This is a genomic window from Polaromonas sp. YR568, assembly GCF_943369415.1.
GTDB lineage: Bacteria > Pseudomonadota > Gammaproteobacteria > Burkholderiales > Burkholderiaceae_C > Polaromonas.
On record NZ_CALRNF020000005.1, the window covers coordinates 16059 to 40306 of the forward strand.

Consider the following 24248-nt stretch of genomic DNA (forward strand, 5'->3'; position numbering starts at 1 on the left):
TCTAAAGCATGAAAAAACTACTGGTCCTTGTTGTCCTGTGTATTGCGGGTTACTGTCTTTATAACGCTGATGCCCTGTACGGTCAGTATCTGTTTTCGCAGATGTGCAAAAAAGAGAGCGGAGCGCGGTTTTACAAGAAAGTGGAGAAGGCGCAGGGGTGGCGTATGGACAAAATTTATTCAGCTTACGACAAAAAACATCTCGGATTGGCTTCGAATTTACATCGAGGATTCGTCAGATTTAAGGATGAATCAGGCAATCAGCTTGATGCACGGCTGAAGGCTATGCCGCCTTATGGGACATCAAGAGATGTAATCAATAGCCCTGAATACACATTGATTGAACCAGCAAATCTTTCAGTCCCGGTGCGATACACCGAAAAATATATCAACGAAGAATTTAATCCGGACCCCCGATGGTTAAAAAAGCAGTCATTTGGCAAGAATCAAGTTCAGATAATTGATCTTGATGCGAATGAAGTCGTTGCGAGCTATACCGGTTTTGGCTATCGATGGACAACCTCAGATCGAGTTATCTTGAACGCCCCAACGGCGGTGACCTGTCCAGAGAATACCGATGATCGAAAGACCTTTGGATCGAACATTTATACACATGGGGAGAAAAAATGACTATCACTTCAGTTGCTGAATTGGCTGCACTCTCATCTACCGCAGTTGCGACTTACGGAACAATTAATAGCGCAACTGGGTTGCTATCCGACTTGCAAAATCAGAGTTTAGGCGGTGGTTTTACCCTTGATCAAGCCCAAGCTTTCGCAGATCGTTATGTTTTTCTAGATCAGCAGCCCAACGTGGCTTTCAATGGCTTTAGTGCTGCAGTTTTTCAAGACAAGGTCACGGGCCGAAAGGTCTTTGCTATGCGCGGTACAGAAGTGCCTGTATTCCCAACCCAAACATGGCTTGACCTAGTCGTAACTGACGGCCTGAGCATCGGCGGTAATGGTTTTGCGAATAATCAGGCAGTAGAGATGGTGCGTTATTACAAACGCCTAATCACTGTGGGCGGCCAAGCAGTTGCCTACACTGACAACGAAAAATGGCAGCTTTTTGCAATGGCCAACTCTCTTATCGTGCCCGCATCGTCGGTCGTGCCTTTTTTGCCGCTGGCCGTGCAAGCCGCTTTCGAAATTTTCAAAGGGCAACTAGAGACAGATACTGGCGTGGTAGTGCCAGATGCGCCAGGCACATCGGTATTAAGTATTAGCGACAAACTTGATGTGACAGGCCATAGTTTGGGCGGTCACTTAGCCATCCTATTTGCTAGATTTTTTCCGCAGGCTATCAACGAGGTGGTCACGCTCAATGCGCCTGGGCTATTTCCGCAGGGCGATGCTTTTTTGACCGGCATCGGCTTTGTGCCACCGAGCAATAACAACATTACTCGTCTTGAAGCCGACGGCGATGGTGTTTCAGAAATTGGTGGCATTTGGCCGGGTCTGCGCATTCGCACAGCACAAGAGAATGCGCCTGGGCCCATAGCCGCTATTAGCAGCAACCACTCCAGCGTCAACGGAGTAGATGGCTTAAATCTCATGACGGCAATGGCGAAGTTGGATACGAGCAAAACCAACGACGCCGTCGCGCTTTCAAATCTTGTTCGTGCGGGTAGCAATTACTTTGGAAATAGCTACGAAAACGTTCTTGATGCACTTCGAAAACAACTGCTTGGCCCTGAAACAATCGCTACGCCCATTTCGATGGGGCCTGATGATAGCAAACGAACTGATTTCTACAAAAACATAGATGATTTGGTGAAATCCGCCGTTTTCAAATCTCTGGCTGGCAAGGTCACCCTGTTGCTAGCCACAAATGTGAATATCTCCACGCAAGCAAAAACTGACTTTTCTGCCTTTCTCGCACTAAGTTTTCTGAGCCCTATCCTCATCAATACGACTGACGCGGACGCTCTCGATCAGCTCAAGCAATCCAATACCACCTTAGCCGGGCGGTGGGCAACTGATATGCAATTAACGCCTGAGCAGCGTGCCCGAGGTCTAGCAAGTTTTTCGGATGTTTACCTACTTGATCGTCAGGCCATGCTGCAAGGTCTTATTGCGCAGAATTTGGTCGACAACAGTTATGACATCCCCATCCGAGGGGCGAAGGTTAACGCCAACTACACCTATACCGATTTCAGCAGTGGTCAGGTACTCAAATTCAGCGGAACGGCCGCTAACGCCAACACCCAAGAGGCCCAGCAGGTCATGTTTGGCAACGGCCAAGACAACGGCTTGGTTGGTTCGGATGCGGTGGCGTTCGGTCTGGGTGACCGCCTGTACGGGGGGGGAGGTAATGACTATATCAATGCCAATGCCGGTGACGACTATATTGAGGGCAATGAAGGCAATGACAATTTGAATGGTGGCGAGGGCCGCGACGTTCTTTTGGGCGGAGCAGGTGACGACACCCTCATAGGCGGTGAAGGCGACGATACCCTGCTGGGCGGCCAGGACTTTGACACCTACCGCATCACCGCAGGGCAAGGCTTCGACACCCTGACCGACAAGGACGGAAAGGTCGAACTGACGATTGACGGGGTCGTCGTGACGCTGGCCGGTGGCCATGCCGTGGCCGGCTCCGCCAACACCTGGGTCGGCCACGAGGGCCGGGTTTTTTACAGCCTGATCCCCTCGGCCGGCACCACAGGCGCGATGGATCTGATCGTCACGACCACGGCTGGCGCTTTCAGGGTGCGAAATTTTGAGAGTGGTGACCTTGGCATTGCGCTGGAGGGCACAATGCCCGACACCACGGTACGCACAACGCGTGGTCCAGGGAGTTACGATCACATCGGCGCTGAAAACTTCACGCTCACCGCGCCTTACAACTCCTTCGTACTCGAGCAGCGGGGCGACCACGACAAAATCGTTGTCGACAGCAACAACGATGCATGGGTATTGCCCGATTTTGGCGGCAGTGCCACGGACGCTGGCGATACGTTGATTGGGGGCGGTGGCAACGACCTGTTGGTCACCGGCATGGAAGATTCCAGAAGCCAGTATGAGTTGGTGAGCAATCCCGGCATCGGCCTCATCTCGCCCATCTACAACCCAGCGGGTATCACAGACGATGGCCATCAGTACCGCTACCTTTTCAGCTACGCGAATGGCGTTCAAGACGTTGGCACCGACCACATTGAGGGCAATGCCGGCGCCGACGTGCTCTCCGGCGGCAACCGACACGACGAGCTGCTGGGCGGCAGTGAAGGCGACCTGCTGTTCGGCGGCAGGGGTGCGGACTACCTTGACGGTGGCACAGGCAATGACCTGCTTTTTGCCAGCCACTCCATCGAACGCCAGCGGCTTACCGAGTTTGCGGCGCTGCTCCCAGGCCAGACGGTCGTAGCCAGTTCAACGGTGGACGGGACCCCTATGTGGCGCCTGCTGAGCACCCAGGTGAACGGCGTCCTGAGCTACAGCCTGCAAGGTCTGCGGATCGTCGATACGACCAACCAGATAGACCGGCCTTTGAGCCTGGACCTGAGTTACTACGTGGATGGCAGCAGTTCTCTCTACGGCAACGGCGGCGACATGCTTTTCGGCGGAACGGGAAATGACATGTTGGTAGGATCGCATGCCACCGATTACCTCTATGGGGAGCAGGACAACGACTCGCTTTACGGCCGGGGGGGCGCGGACAGGCTTTACGGCGGCGGTGGCAACGACTTCTTGTATGGCGATGGTGTGCCAGGCGACCTGACATCGTGGGCCGCGACGCCCACCGCGCTGGACGGTGGCGATTACCTGGACGGCGGGTCGGGTGACGATGTTTTGTACGGCGGTGGAGGCGATGACGAACTGGTCGGCGGCGAAGGGTTTGACAGCCTTTATGGCGGTGGCGACAACGACACCCTGACGGTGGACGCAGGCGACTATGCCGAGGGCGGCGCGGGCGAGGACATCTATAAAGTCAATGGCAATGCCGAGCTGAGTGATGACGCCGGCAAGAACCGCTACATCATCGACGCGGCTCAGGCGACATGGGTCAAACTCACCGACGCTTCACGCGCGGCCAGCACGCTGGAGATCGTTAATGCCGGCAGCGGCGGTAATGCGCCGGTGTTGACCTTCCTCCCGAACGGCACCCAGGTTTTAAGCATTGGGGGGCTGCGTGTTCAGGGCACAGGCTGGACCGATGGTTCGCTGGCGTCCGTCAGCGTCGACGGTAGAACCTACACCGCCAGGGAATTGCTGGCGCGCAGCCCCACTTCACGCAGCGTGGACGTAGTTGCCACCAACCAGGAAATCATCACCGGACTGGGAGACGACAGCATCACGGTGCATGGGGGTGGCAATACTATTTCCTCGGGAAAAGGTAATGACCTGATCGAGTTGGAGTCAGCCGGCAACACCGTGAAAGCTGAATCCGGCGACGGCCGGGACCTTGTGAGGCTGGGCACCGGCGTCCTGGCTGCTGCCTCCGCAGTAACCATCGCCCTCGGTGAACAAGTCGACCTGGCCAGCCTCCGCATCGGCCTGGTGCAGCGCAGTTCCAAGGCTGTGGTGCTTTATCTGGACTCAACCGGCACCGACAGCATCACGCTGGAGCCCGGCTCTGACGATGTGGCGCTGTTCCTGGCCAACATCGTGGTCACGGCCGGAGGCCAGACCACAACACTCGCGGGCCTGCTGGCGGCCGGCCAGGAAATCCAGGGGGATGAAGGCAATAACTACCTTATGGCGTTCAACAGGCCTACTGTTTTGTCGGGACTGGCTGGCAACGATGTGTTGGTGGGAAGCGCGTTCAACGACACGCTCGATGGAGGCAGCGGTAACGACATGCTGGTAGGTGGCGCGGGCAATGACCTGCTCGACGGCGGCACCGGTGACGACACGCTGGTAGGCGGCGCTGGTGACGAAACCTATGTTTGGGGAAGGGGTGGCGGCAACGACACGGTGACCGAAGAAGGTGGATTCGACACCTTGCTGCTGGGTAATTTGCTGGCCGCCGATATCCGGGTTCGCGGCGACGGCGGCGTGGGCTTTGTCATCGAGGTGATTGACACCGGTGAGCGGCTTCGGCTCACCAGCAGCTCCTTTGATTCACCCCAGCAGAGCGTGATCGAAAAGCTGGTCTTTGCGGATGGGGGGCAGTGGGACCTGACGGCCCTCAAGCTCAAATCAATGGAAGGCACACCCGACGGCGAAATCCTCTGGGGTTTTTATACCGACGACACGCTCGACGGCGGTGGAGGCAACGACAGCCTCAACGGCGGCGGAGGCAATGACCTGCTTTTGGGCGGCGGCGGCAACGACAACCTGAAGGGCGACGCAGGTGAGGATCGTCTTGTAGGTGGCGGCGGCAACGACTTCCTGGACGGGGGAACGGGGAGCGACACGTTTGTCTGGGGGCGCGGGGATGGCAATGACACTATTTATGACTGGGGCGGCAGCAACGACGCGCTGGAGCTCCGGGGTCTGAACGTTGGCGACCTGACCATGGTCCGCCACACCGGGGGCGAAGCGGTTTTGAGAATTAATGACACCGGTGAAGCGTTAAGGATCGTGCAGAATTTTCTCTCAAGGGATGAAGAGTTCTACACCGTTGAACGGCTGCTGTTCGCGGATGGGACCGTCTGGAATATCCAGGACCAGTCGCTCAATATGGCGCTGACCGAAGGCTACGCTTTCGAGTCGATGCTGCTGGGCTGGTCGCTGTCCGACCACATCGTTGGCGGCGCTTACGAAAACTACCTGTACGGTGTGGGCGGCGACGACACCCTCGACGGCGGGGGCGGCAACGACTATCTGTATGGCGGTGCGGGCAATGACACCTATGTTTGGTATTCGGGCTCGGGCGATGACTTCATCAGCGACCAGGAATGGCAATACGGTGAACACGGCCCCGATGGTACCTACCAAGGCGGCGGGGGCTTTGACATCGTCAGGCTGACGGGAATGGACCCGGCGGACATCGTGCTGACTTACGAGCCCGGCAACCTGGACCTGATCATCCAGATCATTTCCACCGGTGAGACCCTGACGGTGAACCAGGGGCTCAATGCCGAAGCTCCGGGGTACTTTCTGGAACGCATTGTTTTCGACAACGGTGTGGTCTGGAATGCGGGCGACATACTGGCGCTGGCCGACGCCAGCCGGCTCAACCACGCCCCCGAAGCGGCGTATGCCCTTGGCGACCAGGAGGTGGAGTCACGAGGGCAAGTCCGCCTGGGTATCCCCTCGGACATCTTTTATGACGAGGACGGCAACCCGTTGACCTACAGCTTCAGCTTGGCCAACGGCGACCCCTTGCCTGGCTGGTTGAGCTTCGACACCGACTCGTTCAGGCTTGTGGGCACCGCGCCGTCGGGCTTTGCCGGGGCGCTTTCCATCGTGGTCAAGGCAAGGGATGCTTTTGGGCTGAGCGCTTCGACGAGTTTCACGCTCACGGTTGCCGCATCCGATGTGACGGTTCAAGGCACGGGAGGCAATGACACGCTCTCGGGCACCTCAGGCGCCGACGTGATTTCTGGCGGCGCCGGCAACGATGTACTCGACGGTGGCGCCGGCGACGACGTCTACCGGTTCAAGCGCGGCGATGGCATCGACATCGTCAACGAGTACGGCGATGCGCAAGGCAATGTCGACACCATCCGTTTTGGCAGCGGTGTCTCGTCGTATGACGTCTATGTCACCCGTGACTCTTCCTTGAACCTGTTCCTGAGCATAGACGGCGGCGAGGACCGCATACAGCTCAGCAACTGGTTTGACAACGACGCCCACGAGGTAGAGCGGGTTCTGTTTGCCGATGGCACGGTATGGACCGCCGATGACCTTGCCGGCATGGCGGTATTTTCCTCCACCGAAGGCAGCGACTACTTGCGTGGAACTGAAGGCGATGACTTCCTGCAGGGCATGGGCGGAAGCGACCTCGTGGCCGGGGAGGGTGGTGGCGACATCCTGTATGGCGGCAGCGGCAACGATTACCTGGAAGGCGGCGCGGACAACGACAGCCTCCGGGATGCGGACGGCGGCAACTATTACAACGGCGGGGCCGGCGATGACGAACTGCAGGGCAGCGGCGGCGCCGACTTCCTCATGGGCGGCACCGGCAACGACTCCTTCACGAGCGGCGACGGCCCGGATGTGATCGCCTTCAATGTAGGCGATGGGCAGGACACGATGCATGTGAACGGTACGTCAGAGAGCCAGGACGACACCGTCAGCCTGGGTGGCGCCGGCCTGGACTACGCCAACCTGAGCCTGCAAAAAAACGGGGACGACCTGGTGCTGCAGGTCAGTGAAAGCGACTCGCTGACCTTCAGCAACTGGTATGGCGGCGCGGCCAGCCAGACCGTGCTGAACCTGCAACTGGTGGCAGAGGCCATGGCGGCCTTCGACGCCGGCTCCAGCGACCCGCTGCTCAACAAAAAGGTGCAGACCTTTGACTTCCAGGGCCTGGTCGGCGCCTTCGACGCGGCGCGTACGGCCACGCCGGGCCTGAGCAACTGGGCGCTGAGCAACGGCCTCACCCAGTTCCACCTGGCCGGCAGCGACAGCGAAGCGCTGGGTGGGGACCTGGCTTACCACTACGGCGCGGACGGCACGCTGGCCGGCATCGGGCTGGGCAAGGCGCAGGACGTGCTGACGAATGCGCAGTTTGGCCCGCAGGCTCAGGCCATCCATTCGACGGCCAGTTTGCAGGATGGGTTGATTCGGTTGGGGTGAGGGGCATCGGAACAAGCTCTTAACAACGTTCTTTTGATCCTTGACCACTATGGATGCAGTCGAGTCGTGACTCAAATCAACCAAAACAAGCGGACCGTGCTGGAGTATTTGCCGTCGCCTGTGCAGAAGGCGGTGCAGGAGTCGGGGGGGGGGGAGAGGTGATGCTAGCCGAGATGGTTTCCATGTGGGCATGCAGGACGGAAAGACATGCGTAATTACTGGTTAACCCAAGATCTGCTGCAAGCGGTGGGCGTCGGCTTTCTATTGCTCGCCTTGATAGGAATTGGACTCGCGCTGTGGCTCCCTAAGAAATGGTGGGGCAAGCTGCTGGCGGTGTTGGCGGTGGGGTTCTTGATCGCAATTCCGTTGTACAACGCGCAGCAGGAAAACCAGCAACAACAGGTGGAAGTTGATCTTGTCAAAGAGCGTTATGCCGAAGCCAAAGCTCTGTTTGAGGAACGCTGTCGGACGGCGGGAGAGAAAATCTTTAAAACAATTGAGAACGTAGATGGGGTGCTGCTGGCTAATCTGCGTCCGCTAAAAATTGATGATGCATCGCAGTTCGATGCTGATGATCAGTATGGCTACAACGTCGGCGGCGAGGAATATATCCGTTATTACCTAATCGGCAGCAGCGATTTGACAAGCCGGTATCAGTTTGTTGAAGCGACGCAAGAAGGAACGAAATACCGCTTCACAACAGCTCTTCCCGCCGCGATAAGCCGCGAGTATTGGACCAAGGGTGGCGAAAAGGTACCCGTTGAGGCCACACCAGTGGGCGATTTCTCGGCTCCTTACACCATTGAGTGGAAAGACATTTCCACCAAGAGCGATCGTGATGCCTGGATCGCAGGGGGTGCATTGAGAATCACTGACACGAGAACAGGCGAACTTCTTGGTGTGCGTATTGGATACCTGTTCGAAGCAGGGATGGGTAGCACTGCAGGACAACGATCGCCATGGCCTTGGGCGCGGTATTACGCCCCATCGTGCCCTTCGGTAAAAGAGCACAACCGAGTATTTGTTGAAAAAGTATTGAAGCCCTCAAAGGAGACTAACAGATGAGTACTGACGTCAATGCCATTCTTAAATATGCCAACCTACAAATGGCTGCCGAGGCTTTGTTGGACACTGTTTCGCAAGTGGGGATTGCCAAAGCGCTTTCCGATGGCAACAACCGGACAAGCAGGTTCACCACTACGCAAGCCGATCAATTCATTGCAGACGGCTGGACCGTTGTAGACCACAAACCCAATACCAGCACGGGATTCAGCGGAACGCTCTTTAAGAACGCGCTGACGGGTGAGTATGTAATGAGCTTTCGCTCCACAGAATTTATTGACGATTCGGCCAGAGACAGCGTGGCCACCAACACACTGGAGATCAAAGAGAAAGGTTGGGCTTTTGGGCAGATCGCCGACATGGAGGCTTGGTATGCCAGCCTGACTCAAAGTGGAAGTCTGGACCCGGGAGTTCCACTTACCGTGACCGGCTACAGCCTGGGTGGCCATCTGGCGACGGCCTTTAATCTATTGCATAAAAATGATCTGACCGCGTTCGGCGCGCCCTTGATCAAGAGCACTTATACATTCAATGGCGCGGGCGTAGGTTCGCTTAACATGCAGGGCCACTCAGGTGTGACGTTAAGTGGGGTGATACAAGACTTTGTTGCCCATCGCGGGGTTGGTGCTAACGCGAGCCGCTTTACTACCGAAGAAGGCCGCACGCGCTATGCCAGCTTGAGTCTGCTGTTCAGTCCTGGCTCAGTCGTTGTGCCGGAGGCTGTTGTGGCGGCCGTGCAAGAGTTGAGCGCCAGGCTGGAACAACCCATTGTTTTTCAGCCGACGTGGGTTGAACTGAACGCCCTGCGCGATGCCTTGCGGCTTATGTTGCGCGTGACCAACGAAGCCGTGCGCGTCACGGGTATAAGTAATAACGGTGGCTCGCCTCCTGTAGGTGTATCCACCGATCAAATAGAGGCTGCGACACTGGACTATCAACTGGCAGTGTTAGGCGTCTCTGACATGACGCGGCCGGCTATCGGGCTGACAGGAGGCGCTTATGAGGGTGTTGTGGGCCGCAACGAAGTCAGCCCTCCCATTCCCAACTTCTATGACGTCTACGGCTCTAATTTTTCCTGGGATAACTTCTCGGCGGTCTCCAATTCGCAGTGGCATCACGGCAAAGAAACGGCCATTTTCATCGAGGATCAACCCCTGTACCGTGGAAACATCATCCCGGATGTTGCCTCGGCGTCCTGGAAAGCGGGCGAAATCAAACTGCTTGTTCCTGAATTTAGTCAAAACGACTTTGGCGATACGCACAGCCTCTCACTGCTCATAGACAGTCTGTCGGTGCAGAACGCCTTGGCTCAGCTTGATCCTGCGGCAAACCAAGACACTTTGAACGCCATCTTGCGCGCGAGTGCCAACCATCGGGCAATCAGTGCGGCAGGGACCCAAGGCGTGGTCGATGGCGACACACTGGAGAATCTGGTCAATGCTTTAGGTGCGTACCTTGGGGTGGACAAAATTGGTGATGGCTGGATCAAACTTAAGGGCAATCTGGCCGGTGGTACTTGGGCGAATATTGATGACGCAAACGGCTATACCGGCCGAGACTCTTTGCATAAAAACTTGAACCTGATCGCGCAAGATCCAGACTACCAGGATCTGATGGGCAAGGTCACCATCGAAGCGGGGACTAGCGGTTTTGCGGACCGCGCAAAGAAGGATTTCGGGATACTGATCGCGTTGCAGACGCTGAGCCCTTTTTTATTAAAGGCGAAGGACGCGGCGGGACAAACCACGCTTAACGAGTTATGGGACGACGCCTGGGGCGACGAGTATGCGTTGTGGCAGACCGACAAGGCTGCATGGGACGTGAAATCCACCCTCGGCATCCGTACGTACACGGATACCTGGCTCGCCGACCGGGCAGAAATGCTCAAGTGGAGCATTTCTCGTAATAACGCCAATATCGAAGAGATACGTAGCCCGGGCTTTTTCGAACCGCTGATTTACAGCGATGTGAACAGCTCCATGCTATTCAGTGTCGCCAACACCAATGCGAACGCGCAAAGCCTGCTGCAAGCCAAGCGGGTGCTTTTTGGCGGGGATGGCGTCGACGAACTCTCTGGCGAAGGAAAAGATGACCATCTGTATGGCGGAGAAGGTGACGATATTCTGAACGGTAAAGCTGGAGTGGATTACCTTGAAGGCGGCACAGGCGATGACACCCTCATAGGCGGCGACGGCGACGATACCCTGCTTGGGGGCAAGGATTTTGACACCTACCAATTCACAGACACCTTCGGCCAGGACACCATCCTCGATTCAGACGGATCAGGCGTCGTCAAGATAGGCGCAGCAACCCTCAACGGCGGCAAGGAAACCCCTGCTGGCTCAGGCATCTGGCTGAGCGAGGACAAGAAGTGGCGCTATGTCCTGCAGCCCGGATCCGATGGCGGCCAGAACCTGATCATCTACGCCAACGGCGTCGGCGGCAACCGCATCACCGTCAAAAACTTCCAGAGCGGGCAACTGGGCATCATCCTGGACAACGCGCCAACGCCGACAGCACCGCCCAACCCCAACCGCATCATCGTGGGCGATTTGAAGCCGGTCGATACCGATCCGGTGGCCGACGGTGTGCAGACGGGCGTCGACGATCTGGGTAATATTTTGACCCTTGTTGGCCAGGCCGACGCGGACCGGGCCGACACGCTGTATGACTCCGCCGGCAATGACTGGTTGCAAGGCAAGGGCGGTGGGGACATTCTGTATGCCACCCGCGGCGGCGACGACCGCCTTGAAGGTGGCGCCGGCAATGACTATGCCGACGGCGGCGCGGGCAAGGACACAGTCGACGGTGGCGATGGCGACGATCGCCTGGACGGCGGCACCGGTAACGACATCCTGATCGGGGGCGCGGACAAGGACATCATTCAAGGTGGCGATGACGATGACCACCTGTATGGCAACCTGGAGGTTGCTACCGACGTCGCACTGGCCCAGGGCCACACGCAGACTGGAACGCAGCAAAAAGGTGATTGGCTCAATGGCGGAAACGGCGACGATATTTTGATTGCGGGCAGCGACAACGATGTGCTGTTCGGCGGCACGGGCGAGGACGTGTTGGTAGGCGGCGCAGGCGACGACGTGTTGAACGGCGATGACGATTACACGGCGGCGAATACGGACTGGAGCACCTCGGCCGCGTCGAACGGAAATTTCTTTGACACCCTCTGGGTCGGTATATACAACAACAACCCCACGCCGTTGACAGGGGGCGCCGATGTACTTTACGGCGGCGCCGGGAACGACCGCTTGCACGGCCTTTGGGGAAACGACTTGCTGTTCGGCGACGAGGGCGACGACGTGATGTCGGGTGATGAAGGAGGCGACTTGTTGTTTGGCGGCACCGGCAACGACAAGATCACCGGTGACAGCAACAGGATGACTTACTCGGATGGCACGCCGGTCCTCCAGGGCGACGACTACCTCGATGGCGGTGACGGGGATGACGAGTTGTACGGGGAAGGCGGCGACGACACGCTGATCGGCGGTGCGGGCGACGATAAGTTGACCGGCGACAACGGCACACACCTGACCATGCAAGGGGATGACACCCTGGACGGTGGCGATGGCAATGATGAGTTGAATGGCAGCGGCGGGTCCGATCACTTGATAGGCGGCGCGGGCGACGACCACCTGTCGGGTGACTGGGACAACCTGCCGGCCGAGTTGCAGGGCGACGACCTGCTCGACGGCGGCGACGGCGACGACGTGCTTTTAGGCGCGGGCGGCGACGACACCTTGTTCGGTGGCGAAGGCAAAGACGACCTGCAAGGCGGCAGCGGTGACGATTTCCTCGACGGTGGGGCAGGCGACGACAAGCTGATGGGCGGTGCCGGTGAGGACATGCTGGTCGGTGGCGAGGGAGCCGATGTTCTCCTGGGAGACGTTGATGACGACTTCCTGGAAGGCGGCGCGGGCAACGACATCATGCAAGGCGGTACTGGCGAGGACATGCTCGTCGGCGGTGAGGGTGATGACGGTTTGCAGGGCGGCGACAACGACGACATCCTGCAGGGCGGCGCGGGCACCGACACGCTGGAAGGCGGGAGCGGCGACGACACTTATATTTTTAACCTCGGCGATGGGCACGACACCCTTCGCGATACCGCAGGCACGGACACCCTGGTCTTCGGCGGTGGCATCACGCCGGCCGATATTGTTTTTTCGCGCAGCGCGTATGACCTGGTGCTGCGCCTGCAAGGCACTGAAGACCTGCTGGTCATTCCGGGTTGGGGCAGCGATGCCGCGGCGCGTATTGAGAAATTCGAATTCGCGGACGGTACGGTGTGGGACGCCGCTTTCATCAACGCACAGGTGGCCCTGGCGGCCAATCGGGGCACATCGGGCGACGACCTGATGAGTGCCTGGATCGATGAAGACGCAACCACCATGCAGGGCGGCGACGGCAACGACTTTTACCTTGTGCACAGCCGAACGCAGCTGGCGAGGGAGCGCGCCAACCAGGGTTACGACACCGTGCAAAGCACCGTCGACTACACTCTGGGCAGCAACCTGGAGCGCTTGCTCCTGACCGGCGATGCCGTCAAGGGCACCGGCAACCAGCTCGACAATGAACTGTTCGGCAATGAGGCCGGGAATGTGCTGACCGGTGGCGGCGGCAGCGATTATCTGGCTGGCGGCGACGGCGACGATTACCTGGACGGCGGCGCCGATTACGATGCCCTGGTGGGCGGTGCAGGCGCCAACATCTACAGCCTCAAGCTGGGTTCCGGGCACGACCACATCGACGTGTTGAGCACCCTGGACAGCATTGTGTTCGGGGCCGGCATCACGCTTTCGAGCCTGGTCATCAGCAACACGCCCGGCGGCATGCTGCTGCATTACGGCACGCAGGGCGATGACGCGCTGTTTATCAGCGGCACACCGCGCGACCTTCAGTTCGCCGACGGATCCCGCATCAGCATGGCCCAGTTGCTGGCGGCGCAGGGCGGCTACGAGGTGACCGGAAACGATGAGCCTTTGGCCTCGGTTGATACGTCGTATTGGGCACGAAAATTCACCGATAGCCATGGAAACGACGTCATTCTGGGCGGCGGAACCAACACGATTTACCACTTCAACATCGGCGGCGGCGTTGACAGCCTGATGGACCTGGGCGGGCAGGACGTTCTGTCTTTTGGCGGCGGTATCAGTGTTGATGACATAAGGCTTGAGTTCGATCGCAACAGCGTGAGCCCGTCGTTCAAGGTGCACTACGGCGAGGGCGACGTGGTGTCGATCGTGCTAGGCCAATACGGCAGCATTGAGCAGTTCCTTTTTGCCGACGGGACGGTGCTGAGTTTTTCCGAGCTTGCCTTGCTGAAGGGCTTTAGCGTAGACACCAGCATTCCAGACTTTGGCTGGACGTTCGTCGTCGACGGGATGACGGACAGGCCGCCCGTGTTCGTCGATGGAACGTCCGGGGACGACACGATCCGGTCCAACAATGACGGCGACGGCATCTATGTCGGCGGCAAGGGAAACGACACAATCAGCATTGGTGAAAATGACAAGGAAGGCCGCAGCACCCTGGTGTTCAACCTGGATGACGGGCAGGACACGGTGATTGCCACGTACCACACCTCGCTGGTCTTTGGGGCCGGCATTGACCCCGGGTCATTGCGGTTCCGCCAGGTCAACCGGGTGGTCTTCCGACCCGATGCCAGCGGGCACCCAGTTGCCCACAACGTGACAGACACGGTGATCGACTATGGAGATCGCCCGAACGACAGGGTGATTCTGGACGGCTTTTACAACGGCGGCTCCATCGACAAGATCGAGAGCTTTGAATTCGCGGATGGACGCCGCTTTTCCTATCAGCAACTGCAGTCCCTGGCCCCTTGGTACGCGCCGCCCAGTGGCGGTGGAGGAGAGGCCGATCCGTCGGTGCTGCGGTTTAACCTCGGTGACGGTGTGGTGCTGATGGGTGGCGCAGGCACTCGCCCGACCGTGCAGTTCGGCCTGGGCATAGACGCCTCCATGCTGCGTTTGAGCCGAGACCCGCTGGCGATTCGGGTGGGTGACAACGGCGATCAACTGCACCTGACGGACTTCAACCCGCAGAATGTATTCGCGCCCCACGGGGTTCAAATCTTCCTGTTTGCCGACGGAAGCAGCCTGAGCTATGCGCAATTGATTGCCCTGGGTTTTGACCTGAAGGGCACGGAGTTCGACGACGTCCTGGTGGGAACCAACACCACCGATCGCATCAATGGCGGCGACGGCAACGACACCCTGAGCGGCGGTGCGGGCAACGACATGCTGGCAGGCGGGCAGGGGGGGGACGTGTACCTGTTCGGGCGCGGGGACGGCATTGACCGCATTTACGACTTTGGGCCGACCGTGGACAGGGTTGTGTTTGCCGCCTCGATACAAACCGGCGACGTGGAGGTTTCGCGCAACGGCGATGACCTTGAGCTGCATGTGGCGGGTTCCCTGGACACCTTGGTCCTGAGCAACTGGTACGTCTCGGATGCCTACAAGATTGAGCTGGTGCAGTTCGCCGACGGCACGGTGTGGGATGTGGCGCAGCTGCAGGCCCTGGTTCCGGTTCCTGCCACCGTGGGCACGGAGGGCGACGACACCTTGTACAGCCCTGGCGGCCTGGACAACCCGATCGAGGGGCAGGGCGGGAATGACCTGCTGCTTGGCAGCGGCATTGCCGACCTGATGGATGGTGGTGATGGCGAGGACGAGCTTGTCGGCGATTCGGGCGACGACCTGCTGGCCGGTGGCGCGGGTGACGATGCCCTGGACGGAGGCAGCGGCAATGACACGCTGGACGGTGGCCTGGGGGACGACACGCTGGATGGTGGTGATGGAAACGACACCCTGGAAGCCGGTGCCGGGAACGACCATCTCAAGGGTGGTGGCGGCGACGACGTGCTCAAGGGCGGCCTTGGGAATGACACCTTGAATGGTGGCGCAGGAAATGACATCCTGAATGCCGGTGACGGGGACGATTCCCTTCACGGCGAAGGTGGCAACGACGCGCTGGACGGCGGCGTTGGCAATGACATGCTGTTCGGTGGCGATGGCGGCGACACCCTGGAGGCGGGTGACGGAAATGATGCTCTTTATGGCGACGGCGGAAACGACGTGCTGCACGGTGGCCTTGGGAATGACGTGCTGAGCGGCGACGATGGTGATGACACTCTGGAAGCCGGTGACGGCACTGACACTCTAGGCGGCGGCGGCGGCAACGACACGCTGGCGGGCGGGCTGGGGGATGACTTTCTGGGTGGCGGAGAGGGCGACGACACGCTGGACGGCGGCCTGGGCGACGACACCCTGGAAGGCGGCATCGGCAATGACACTTATGTTTTTGGCCGCGGTTCGGGCCGGGATGTGATCTATGACTACGAAGAGGGAGCCGGCAATACCAACACCCTCCGGTTCGACGCCACCGTGTCGGCGGCAGATATCAAGGTTACGCGCGACGATGGAAATCTGTACCTGAGCATTGATGGAACGGAAGACCGGGTCACGGTGTACGGCTGGTTTTATGACGACGAAAACAGGATCGAGCAGGTCGAATTCGCCGATGGCACGGTATGGCAGCAGACCGACCTGCTGGACAGGATGGTATTTGTTGTCAATGGCACGGAAGGCGGCGACTACCTCGTGGGGACGGCGCTTGCAGATGAGATCCAAGGGCTGGGTGGCAATGACACACTTTATGGAAACGACGGCAACGACGTGCTCGACGGCGGTGCCGGTGACGATAGCCTGCAGGGCGGCGATGGCGATGACGCCCTCGAAGGCGGCGCTGGCGCCGATCAACTGCAGGGCAACGCCGGCAGCGATGTTTACCTCTTCGGCCGCGGGGCGGGGCGGGACAGTATCTATGACTACGATCAGGCGGGCGGCGATGTAGACATCATTCGCTTCGACGCCACGGTCGCCGCCGCAGACATCAGGGTGACCCGCGATGACGGAAACCTGTATCTGAGCATTGATGGCACGGCAGACCGCATCACCCTGGAGAACTGGCTTTACGGTGATGAAAACAAGGCCAAGCAGGTTGAGTTTTCGGACGGCACGGTATGGGATGCGGCCATGCTGGAAAGCCTGATCACCGCGGCGCCCGGTACCGAGGACTCCGATGTCCTCTACGGTTCAGAAGGCGCCGACCTGCTCAGCGGGCTGGGCGGCGACGACAACCTGTATGCCAACGGCGGCAACGACACCCTCGATGGCGGCGCCGGCAACGACTACATGGACGGCGGCGCGGGCAGCGATGTGTACCTGTTCGGCCGCGGCTCCGGGCAGGACTGGATTGACGAGTACAACCATGAGGAAGGTGATGTCGACACCATTCTTCTCGACGCCAGCGTCTCCGTGGGGGATGTCAGAGTCATCCGCGATAGCGGCAGCCTCTACATCAGTATTGACGGCACGACCGACCGCATCAGCCTGAACAACTGGTTCAACGGAGATGACTACAAGGCCAAACAGCTTGAGTTCGCCGATGGCACGGTGTGGGACGCGGCCATGCTGGAAAGCCTGGTCGCCGTGGCGCCAGCCACCGAAGAGTCCGACATCATCTACGGCACGGAGGTTTCGGAGGTGTTCAATGCGCTGGGCGGCGACGACCAGGTGTATGGCAACGGCGGCGACGACACCCTCAATGGCGGGGCAGGCAACGATTACCTGGACGGCGGTTCGGGCAACGACGTCTTCCTCTTCAGCCGGGGTGACGGAAGCGACTATGTGGTTGATTACGACGAAACTTCCGGCAATATCGACACCCTTCGTTTCGACGCCACGGTTTCGGCCGGCGACATAACGGTCACACGTGACGTTTCCAGTCTCTACCTGGCGATAAACGGAACCAGCGACCAGATCACCCTGTCCAACTGGTTTGGCGGCGATGCCTACAAGGTCGAGCGCATCGAGTTCGACGACGGCACGGTCTGGGACCCTGCGATGCTCGAAAGCCTGCTCAACGTCGAACCGGGCACCGAAGACGGTGACGTTCGTTATGGGACGGAGGGTGCCGATGCAATCAACGGCCTGGGCGGCGACGACACGCTTTATGGCGGTGGCGGCGCTGACATCCTGAGCGGCGGTGAGGGCAACGACAACCTGGACGGTGCAAATGGCTCCGACGTACTGGAAGGCGGCGCGGGCAATGACTACATCACGGATTCCGGCGGCGGCAACTACTACAACGGCGGAGCCGGCAACGACTACCTGTCGGGCAGCGGCGCAACCGACTTCCTCATGGGCGGCATCGGCAACGACGCCATCCGGAGCGGGGACGGCCCGGATGTGATCGCCTTCAACGTGGGCGACGGCCAGGATACGGTGTATGCGGACGGCATGCCGAACAGCCAGGACGACACCCTCAGCCTGGGCGGCGCCGGCCTGGACTACGCCAACCTGGTCCTGCAAAAGAACGGCAACGACCTGGTGCTCCAGGTCAGCGAAAGCGACTCGCTGACCTTCAGCAACTGGTACGGCGACGCGGCCAACCAGAGCGTGCTGAACCTGCAACTGGTGGCAGAGGCCATGGCGGCCTTCGACGCCGGCTCCAGCGACCCGCTGCTTAACAAAAAGGTGCAAACCTTCGACTTCCAGGGCCTGGTCGGCGCCTTCGATGCGGCGCGCACCGCCACGCCGGGCCTGAGCAACTGGGCACTGAGCAACGGGCTGACCCAGTTCCACCTGGCCGGCAGCGACAGCGAAGCGCTGGGCGGGGACCTGGCTTACCACTACGGTGCGGACGGCACGCTGGCCGGCATCGGGCTGGGCAAGGCGCAGGACGTGCTGGCGAATGCGCAGTTTGGTGCGCAGGCGCAGGCGATCAACTCCACGGCCAGTTTGCAGGAAGGCTTGATCCGCCTGGGTTGATTCGCCATGGGGCCCTTTCGGTAAGGGGAGGGGATGCGGGGCGGTTTGCTTAAAGCGGCATGCTTCAATATACTGTACATAAATACAGTATTTTGGCTGTACCGCTTTTATCCAGGCCGCCCCATCCATGTCCGACGCCATCATCCCCATCCACGCCATCAAGGGCCGAGGCACCGCCACGCGCATCGCGCACCGGTTCGAGAAAGACGTGCGCGCGGCCTGGGACGATGGCTGGGGCACGCTGGAAGAAAGCGTGGCGGGCGAGGCGCCTCGGCTGGAAACCACGGTGACGATGGAGGATGCGCGCAGCGCCATCGTGCGCAACGACTCGCCGGACATCTTTTTTGACTACAGCATCAATCCCTACCGGGGCTGCGAGCATGGCTGCGTGTACTGCTATGCGCGGCCCACGCACAGCTATCTCAATCTTTCGCCGGGGCTGGACTTTGAAACGAAGATCATCGCCAAGCGCAACATTGCCGAGGTCTTGCGCGCCGACCTGCGCAAGCGAAGCTATGTGCCGCAACTGCTCAATATCGGCTCGGCGACGGATTGCTACCAGCCGGCCGAGCGCGAGCTGCGGCTGACGCGCGGCGTGATCGAGGTGATGCGGGAGGTCAGCCATCCGTTTTCGCTGATCACCAAATCGAGCGGCGTGGAGCGCGACCTGGACCTGATCGCGCCGCTGGCGGCCGACAAGCTGGCCGCTGTCTACGTGACCATCACCACGCTGAACGGCGAACTGGCGCGCAAGCTGGAGCCGCGCGCGGCCGCGCCGCACCGCCGCCTGCGCACCATACGGGCCATGGCCGAGCACGGCGTGCCGGTGGGCGTGAGCGTGGCACCGCAAATTCCCTTTGTGACCGAGGACATGGAGCAGGTGCTGGAGGCGGCCTGGGAGGCGGGTGCGCGCTCGGCGTTTTACACCGTGATCCGCTTGCCCTGGGAGGTGGCGCCCATCTTCAAGGAATGGCTGGAGCTGCACTACCCGCAGCGTGCCGCGCGCATCATGGCGCGCATCCACGAGATGCGCGGCGGCAAGGACTACGACAGCGATTTCGCCTCGCGCATGAAGGGCTACGGCTTGTGGGCCGACCTCATCAAGCAGCGCTTTGAGAAAGCCTGCAACCGGCTGGGCTTTAACCGCCAGCGTGTGGAGCTGGACCTGAGCCGCTTCAGGCCGCCGGGTGCAGCGGGGCAGGGAAGTTTGTTCTGAACGTATAGTGCAAGCCGGTTGCAAGAACCTGTTTACGGTCTAAACGGGGTCGCGTTGGGGTGCAATCGGGATGAGTGGGCCGACCGGGAACGCAGCATGGGCTAATGCCCATGCAAGGGCTCGGGTGGCTCAATCGCCCGATTTCACCCCAACCCGGAGGGCAAGCCCCTTTTCGGGCGGTCTGCAGCGTTGCGGCGCTAGCCCATAGCTGCACTATGGGCGTCGCACCGCGCCTTGCATCCCATCCCGAGAAGGGGCTTGCGCGGCCCCGTTTAGACCGTTAACAGGTTCTCAAGGAGTTCAGCGTGGCATTCGACTGGAAACATTCATCGGACGGCGTGGACTGGGACGCGCTCTCGCATCTTTACCGGATTGCCCCTTTGGGCGAGAAGAAACCGGCTGACCTGCAGGTCGTGTTCTCCAACAGCCTGTTCAAAAGTTTTGTGTATGAGGGCGGTAAGCTCATTGGCGCCGGGCGCGCGCTGGCCGACGGCATGGATTGTTCCTACATCTGCGACATCGCGGTGCACCCGGACTATCAGGGTGTCGGCCTGGGCAAGGACATCGTGTCTTCGCTGGTTGGTTTGTCGAAGGGACACAAGAAGATCATTCTTTACGCGGTGGCCGGCAAGGAGCCGTTTTACCGCAAGCTGGGTTTCAGGCGCATGCTGACGGCGATGGCGATTTTTGCGAACCAGGAGCAGGCGTTGCAGAATGGGTTGATCAGCAGCGACTGAATTGGTTTTGCTCCTTCTCCCTCCGGGAGAAGGCGGGGATGAGGGCTGGCAGCGCTGGATAGTTTGCTGGCTTGCCTGTGGCCGCTGGCCCTCACCCTAACCCTCTCCCAGGGGGAGAGGGGACCAATGCGGGTTCCCGACTTTCTCCCTCTCCCTTCGGGAGAGGGCAGGGGTGAGGGCTGGCGGCGCTGGATATTCGCTGGCTTGCTTGAGGCCGCCGGCCCTCACCCTAACACTCTCCCGGGGGGAGAGGGGACTCAACGGGGGAAGATAAACGGGGTGAGCGGGGGAAGGCTAACGCAAGTAGCTACGGTTCAGCCGCACTTCGAGCTTTCTCTGCAGCTTCTCGAAAAAAGCACTCATGGCCCAATAAATCCCCGCCGCCGCGAGGTACAGCGGAAAAGGCTGGAAGGTGGTGGCGATCACTTCCTTGGTCGCCAGCATCAGCTCGCCCACGGCGATTACCGAGACCAGCGAGGTGTCCTTGATCAGGCTGATCAGGCTGTTGGACAGGCTGGGCACGGCCAGCCTGAGGGCTTGCGGGCCGATGACGTAACGCAGGGTCTGCGCCTGCGTGAGGCCCAGGCTGCGGGCCGCGTTCCACTGCCCGTGCTCCACGCCGTTGATGGCGCCGCGTATCGTCTCCGACAGGTAGGCGCCCACGTTGAGGCTCAGGCCCAGGATGCCGGCGCTGATGGGGTCAAACTGTATGCCTATGCTGGGCAGGCCGAAGTAGATGACGAAGAGCTGCACCAGCAGCGGCGTGCCGCGCATGCAGCTGACGTACAGCGCCGCGAACTGCGACAGGCCCGGCACCTTGGCCAGCCGCGTGATGGCCACCATGGTGCCGATGATGGCGCCGAAGAACACCGATGCCACCGCGAGCAGCAGCGTCCATGCCGCGCCCTTGAGCATCAGCGGCAGGGCATCGCGCAGCAACTGGGTCAAGCCAGACAAGTCCATAAGGGGTCTCCACCAATAAAAACCCCGGCCAGGAGCCGGGGTGTGCTTCAGGCGCCAGCCGGAAGGCGGCGCGCGGCTGGACGAATGTTACTTCGTTCCCTGGTTTACTTCGCCACGGGCGGCTTGCTCACGTCGCGGTCAAACCATTTGGTGGAGATTTTCGCGAAGCTGCCGTCGGCCTGCAGGTCGGCGAGTGCCTTGTCGATGGCGGCCTTGAACTTGGGGTTGTTCTTGACGAAGGGGATGCCCGATTTTTCCAGGTCGCCGACAGGCGCGCCTGGCTTGAGCGGCAGCTTGGTCTGCTTGACGATGTAGGGGATCAGCAGGCTGTCGTTGAGCGCCGCGTCGATGCGGCCCAGGGCCAGGTCCTGCAGGTACTCTTGCGCGCCGGGGTAGGTCTTGACGTCGATGCCGCCGACCTTTTTCGCGATGTCGGCGTAGTTGGTGCCCTGGCCCAGGCCGAGCTTCTTGCCTTTGAGGTCGGCCAGCGTCTTGAACTCGCGCTTTTCATCCTTGCGGATGATCAGTTGCGGCGCGGAGATGGTGTAAGGCTCGGAGAAGTCAAAGGTCTCCTTGCGCTTGTCGGTGATGCCGACCTGGTTGATCACCACGTCGTACTTGCCGGCCTGCAGGCCGGCCAGGATGGCGCTCCACTCGCTGGTCGAGAACTCGGCCTTCACGCCCAGCTTTTGCGCCAGGGCGTTGGCCAGTTCCACTTCAAAGCCGGCGAGCTGGCCGCCTTCCTTGTAGTTGAACGGCGGGTAGGTGCCTTCGAGCGCCACTTTGAGCGTGCCGCGCTGCTTGACGGTGTCCAGCAGGTCGGCGGCGCTTGCACTGAAGGCGAGCGTGAGAAGGAGTGTGGAGGCCAGAGCCTTGCGGATATTCATATTCAGCCCTTGCATAAGAGAGTTGTTATTGAGATGCAGGCTGAATATTAAATCCGTTCGCCATCGTGGTGCATGGCGCCCCAAAAAGGCCCTACAGGAAATCCGGATGCTGGAGTGCCCCGTCAGGGTTTCGCGCAGTGGGCGTAGATGTCGAGCGCCGGTTTGTAGACGCTGGTCTGCACATTCATCAGGCCCAGCACCGAATGGAAGTAGTTGTCGTGGCTCACGGGCGCATCGAGCTGCTGCTTGAGGCAGGCGGTGGTGAGCTTGCTGCGCTGCTCGAAGCCGGGCGACAGCCAGGTGATCCAGGGCACGCGTTTTTGCACGTCGGGTGCGATGCCATAGGGCATGCCGTGCAGGTAGAGGTTGTTCTCGCCGAGCGATTCGCCGTGGTCGGCCAGGTAGAGCAGGGCGGGCGCGCTGCGCGCTTCCTGCGCCTTGAGCCACTGGATGGACGACGCCAGCAACTGGTCGGTGTAGACGATGCTGTTGTCATAGGCATTGAGCAGGCCTTCGCGGGTGCAGCTTTGCAGCGCGTTGTCGGTGCACTCGGGTAAAAACTTTTTGGAGGCCTGCGGCGAGCGCTTGTAATAGGCCGGGCCGTGGCCGCCCATCTGGTGCATCACCACCACCACGCCTTTGGCACGCCGTTCGGCCGGCAGCGCGGCGATGCGTTCATCAATGCCGTGCAGCATGACCTCGTCAAAACATTCACCGCTGTCGCACAGGCCCGGCACCTTGAGCGCCACCGTGTTGACGTTGGGGACGCGGTCGCAGGCGCCCTTGCAGCCCGACTGGTTGTCTATCCAGAGCACGGCCAGGCCCGCGCGCTGCAGCACGTCCAGCATGCCTTCGTAGTTGGCGGGCCGCGAGTCGTAAGCCTCGCGCCCGAAGTTGGAGAACATGCAGGGCAGCGAGGCGGCCGTGCTGGTGCCGCACGACCAGGCGTTGCGCTGGCTGGCGACGTCTTCCTTGGCCAGCAGCGGGTTGGTGGGCCGGCCGTAGCCGTTGAGAGAGAAGTTGCCGCTGCGCGCCGTTTCGCCCAGCACCAGCAGCAGCAGCGGCGGTTTGGTCTGGGCCGTGTAGCTGGCGCCCAGTTTGGCGTCTTCACCGAGCGGCAGCACAAGGGACTCGTCGCGCTGGAAAGGCTTGGCCGCGATGGTGCCCAGCGCGTAGAAGGAATTGAGCGGGTTGATCAGGTAGCGCACATGGGTGTAGTTGCGCATGACGGAGGCAATGCTCTGGAAAAAGAGGAAGACCACCAGCACCAGCAGCACGCAGGACGCCGTCAGCGTGGCGGCATTGGCCAGCACCTGGCGCCCGGCGCCGGCGCGCCTGACTTTTTGCCGCCAGACAAGAACCAGCGGCAGCACCGCCAGCACCAGCACCGTGGCCAGCAGGTGCCAGTTGAGCAGGTCGCGCGTTTCGCGCACGTCGGTCTGCAGGGTGTTGACCATCATGGTCTTGTCGATGACCACACCGTAGGCCATCATGAAATAGGCGCCGAAAGCCGCGGAGAGCAGGAAGAGCGTGATCGCGGGCTTGAGCGTCCAGCGCCAGGCCAGCAGGCTCAGCAAGGCGGTGGTGGCCAGCGCGATCACCAGCGCCAGCGCGATGCTGATGGTGAGGGCCTGGCCGCCGCTGAGGCCGGGCAGGCGCGACAGCTCGCGCCACAGCGCCACGTTGCACGCGGTTGCGATCCAGAGACTGGCCAGCACCACCAGCCACAGCGGCCGCATGCCGGCAGGCATGCGAACAGTAGGCAAAGGAGCGGGCCGCGTGGCGGAGGATGAAGCGGGAGTGGCGGGGCGCAGCGGCATAGCG

9 protein-coding genes are annotated in these 24248 nt (G+C 60.4%); 6 read left to right on the forward strand and 3 right to left on the reverse strand.

What is annotated here, in order from left to right; translation table 11 throughout:
- Positions 1-8: 8 nt before the first annotated feature.
- The 6 genes from ACLV74_RS04950 to ACLV74_RS04975 all read left to right on the forward strand — a co-directional run bounded on the left by ACLV74_RS04950 (position 9) and on the right by ACLV74_RS04975 (position 20574).
- On the forward strand, positions 9-629 hold the full coding sequence (locus ACLV74_RS04950) for a hypothetical protein (RefSeq protein ID WP_411878270.1): 621 nt from the start codon (positions 9-11) through the stop codon (positions 627-629).
- A complete protein-coding gene (locus ACLV74_RS04955; protein WP_411878271.1) occupies positions 626-7687 on the forward strand; it encodes a calcium-binding protein in 7062 nt (2353 codons plus the stop codon). Before ACLV74_RS04950 ends, ACLV74_RS04955 begins: the two co-directional genes overlap by 4 nt.
- A 207-nt stretch (positions 7688-7894) precedes the next feature.
- Positions 7895-8752 carry a hypothetical protein gene (locus tag ACLV74_RS04960; protein ID WP_411878272.1) on the forward strand — a complete coding sequence of 286 codons (858 nt, stop codon included), beginning with the start codon at positions 7895-7897 and terminating at the stop codon, positions 8750-8752.
- On the forward strand, positions 8749-18621 hold the full coding sequence (locus tag ACLV74_RS04965; RefSeq protein WP_411878273.1) for a calcium-binding protein: 9873 nt from the start codon (positions 8749-8751) through the stop codon (positions 18619-18621). The genes ACLV74_RS04960 and ACLV74_RS04965 overlap by 4 nt, the downstream gene beginning before the upstream one ends.
- Before the next feature lie 127 nt (positions 18622-18748).
- Positions 18749-19837 (forward strand): PA0069 family radical SAM protein, encoded by a 1089-nt coding sequence (locus ACLV74_RS04970; protein WP_411878274.1) that lies wholly within the window; start codon positions 18749-18751, stop codon positions 19835-19837.
- Between the two features lie 305 nt (positions 19838-20142).
- The gene (locus tag ACLV74_RS04975; RefSeq protein ID WP_411878275.1) at positions 20143-20574 is read left to right on the forward strand and encodes a GNAT family N-acetyltransferase; all 432 of its coding nucleotides are present in this window, start codon (positions 20143-20145) and stop codon (positions 20572-20574) included.
- Positions 20575-20868: 294 nt separating this feature from the next.
- Here the strand turns inward: ACLV74_RS04975 and ACLV74_RS04980 are convergent, their stop codons facing one another.
- From ACLV74_RS04980 to ACLV74_RS04990, 3 genes are all read right to left on the reverse strand, one after another.
- Positions 20869-21537 (reverse strand): amino acid ABC transporter permease, encoded by a 669-nt coding sequence (locus ACLV74_RS04980; RefSeq protein WP_411878276.1) that lies wholly within the window; start codon positions 21535-21537, stop codon positions 20869-20871.
- Between the two features lie 104 nt (positions 21538-21641).
- Positions 21642-22424, reverse strand: a complete 783-nt coding sequence (locus ACLV74_RS04985) for a transporter substrate-binding domain-containing protein (RefSeq protein ID WP_411878414.1) — start codon at positions 22422-22424, stop codon at positions 21642-21644.
- Positions 22425-22546: 122 nt separating this feature from the next.
- Positions 22547-24244 (reverse strand): phosphoethanolamine transferase, encoded by a 1698-nt coding sequence (locus tag ACLV74_RS04990; RefSeq protein WP_411878277.1) that lies wholly within the window; start codon positions 24242-24244, stop codon positions 22547-22549.
- Positions 24245-24248: the final 4 nt, after the last annotated feature.

Bases quoted from the DNA above. Each gene is read 5' to 3' on its own strand.
- ACLV74_RS04985 (WP_411878414.1), bottom strand. From the start codon at position 22,424: ATGAATATCCGCAAGGCTCTGGCCTCCACACTCCTTCTCACGCTCGCC.
- ACLV74_RS04960 (WP_411878272.1), top strand. From the start codon at position 7,895: ATGCGTAATTACTGGTTAACCCAAGATCTGCTGCAAGCGGTGGGCGTC.
- ACLV74_RS04965 (WP_411878273.1), top strand. From the start codon at position 8,749: ATGAGTACTGACGTCAATGCCATTCTTAAATATGCCAACCTACAAATG.
- ACLV74_RS04955 (WP_411878271.1), top strand. From the start codon at position 626: ATGACTATCACTTCAGTTGCTGAATTGGCTGCACTCTCATCTACCGCA.
- ACLV74_RS04970 (WP_411878274.1), top strand. From the start codon at position 18,749: ATGTCCGACGCCATCATCCCCATCCACGCCATCAAGGGCCGAGGCACC.
- ACLV74_RS04950 (WP_411878270.1), top strand. From the start codon at position 9: ATGAAAAAACTACTGGTCCTTGTTGTCCTGTGTATTGCGGGTTACTGT.
- ACLV74_RS04990 (WP_411878277.1), bottom strand. From the start codon at position 24,244: ATGCCGCTGCGCCCCGCCACTCCCGCTTCATCCTCCGCCACGCGGCCC.
- ACLV74_RS04980 (WP_411878276.1), bottom strand. From the start codon at position 21,537: ATGGACTTGTCTGGCTTGACCCAGTTGCTGCGCGATGCCCTGCCGCTG.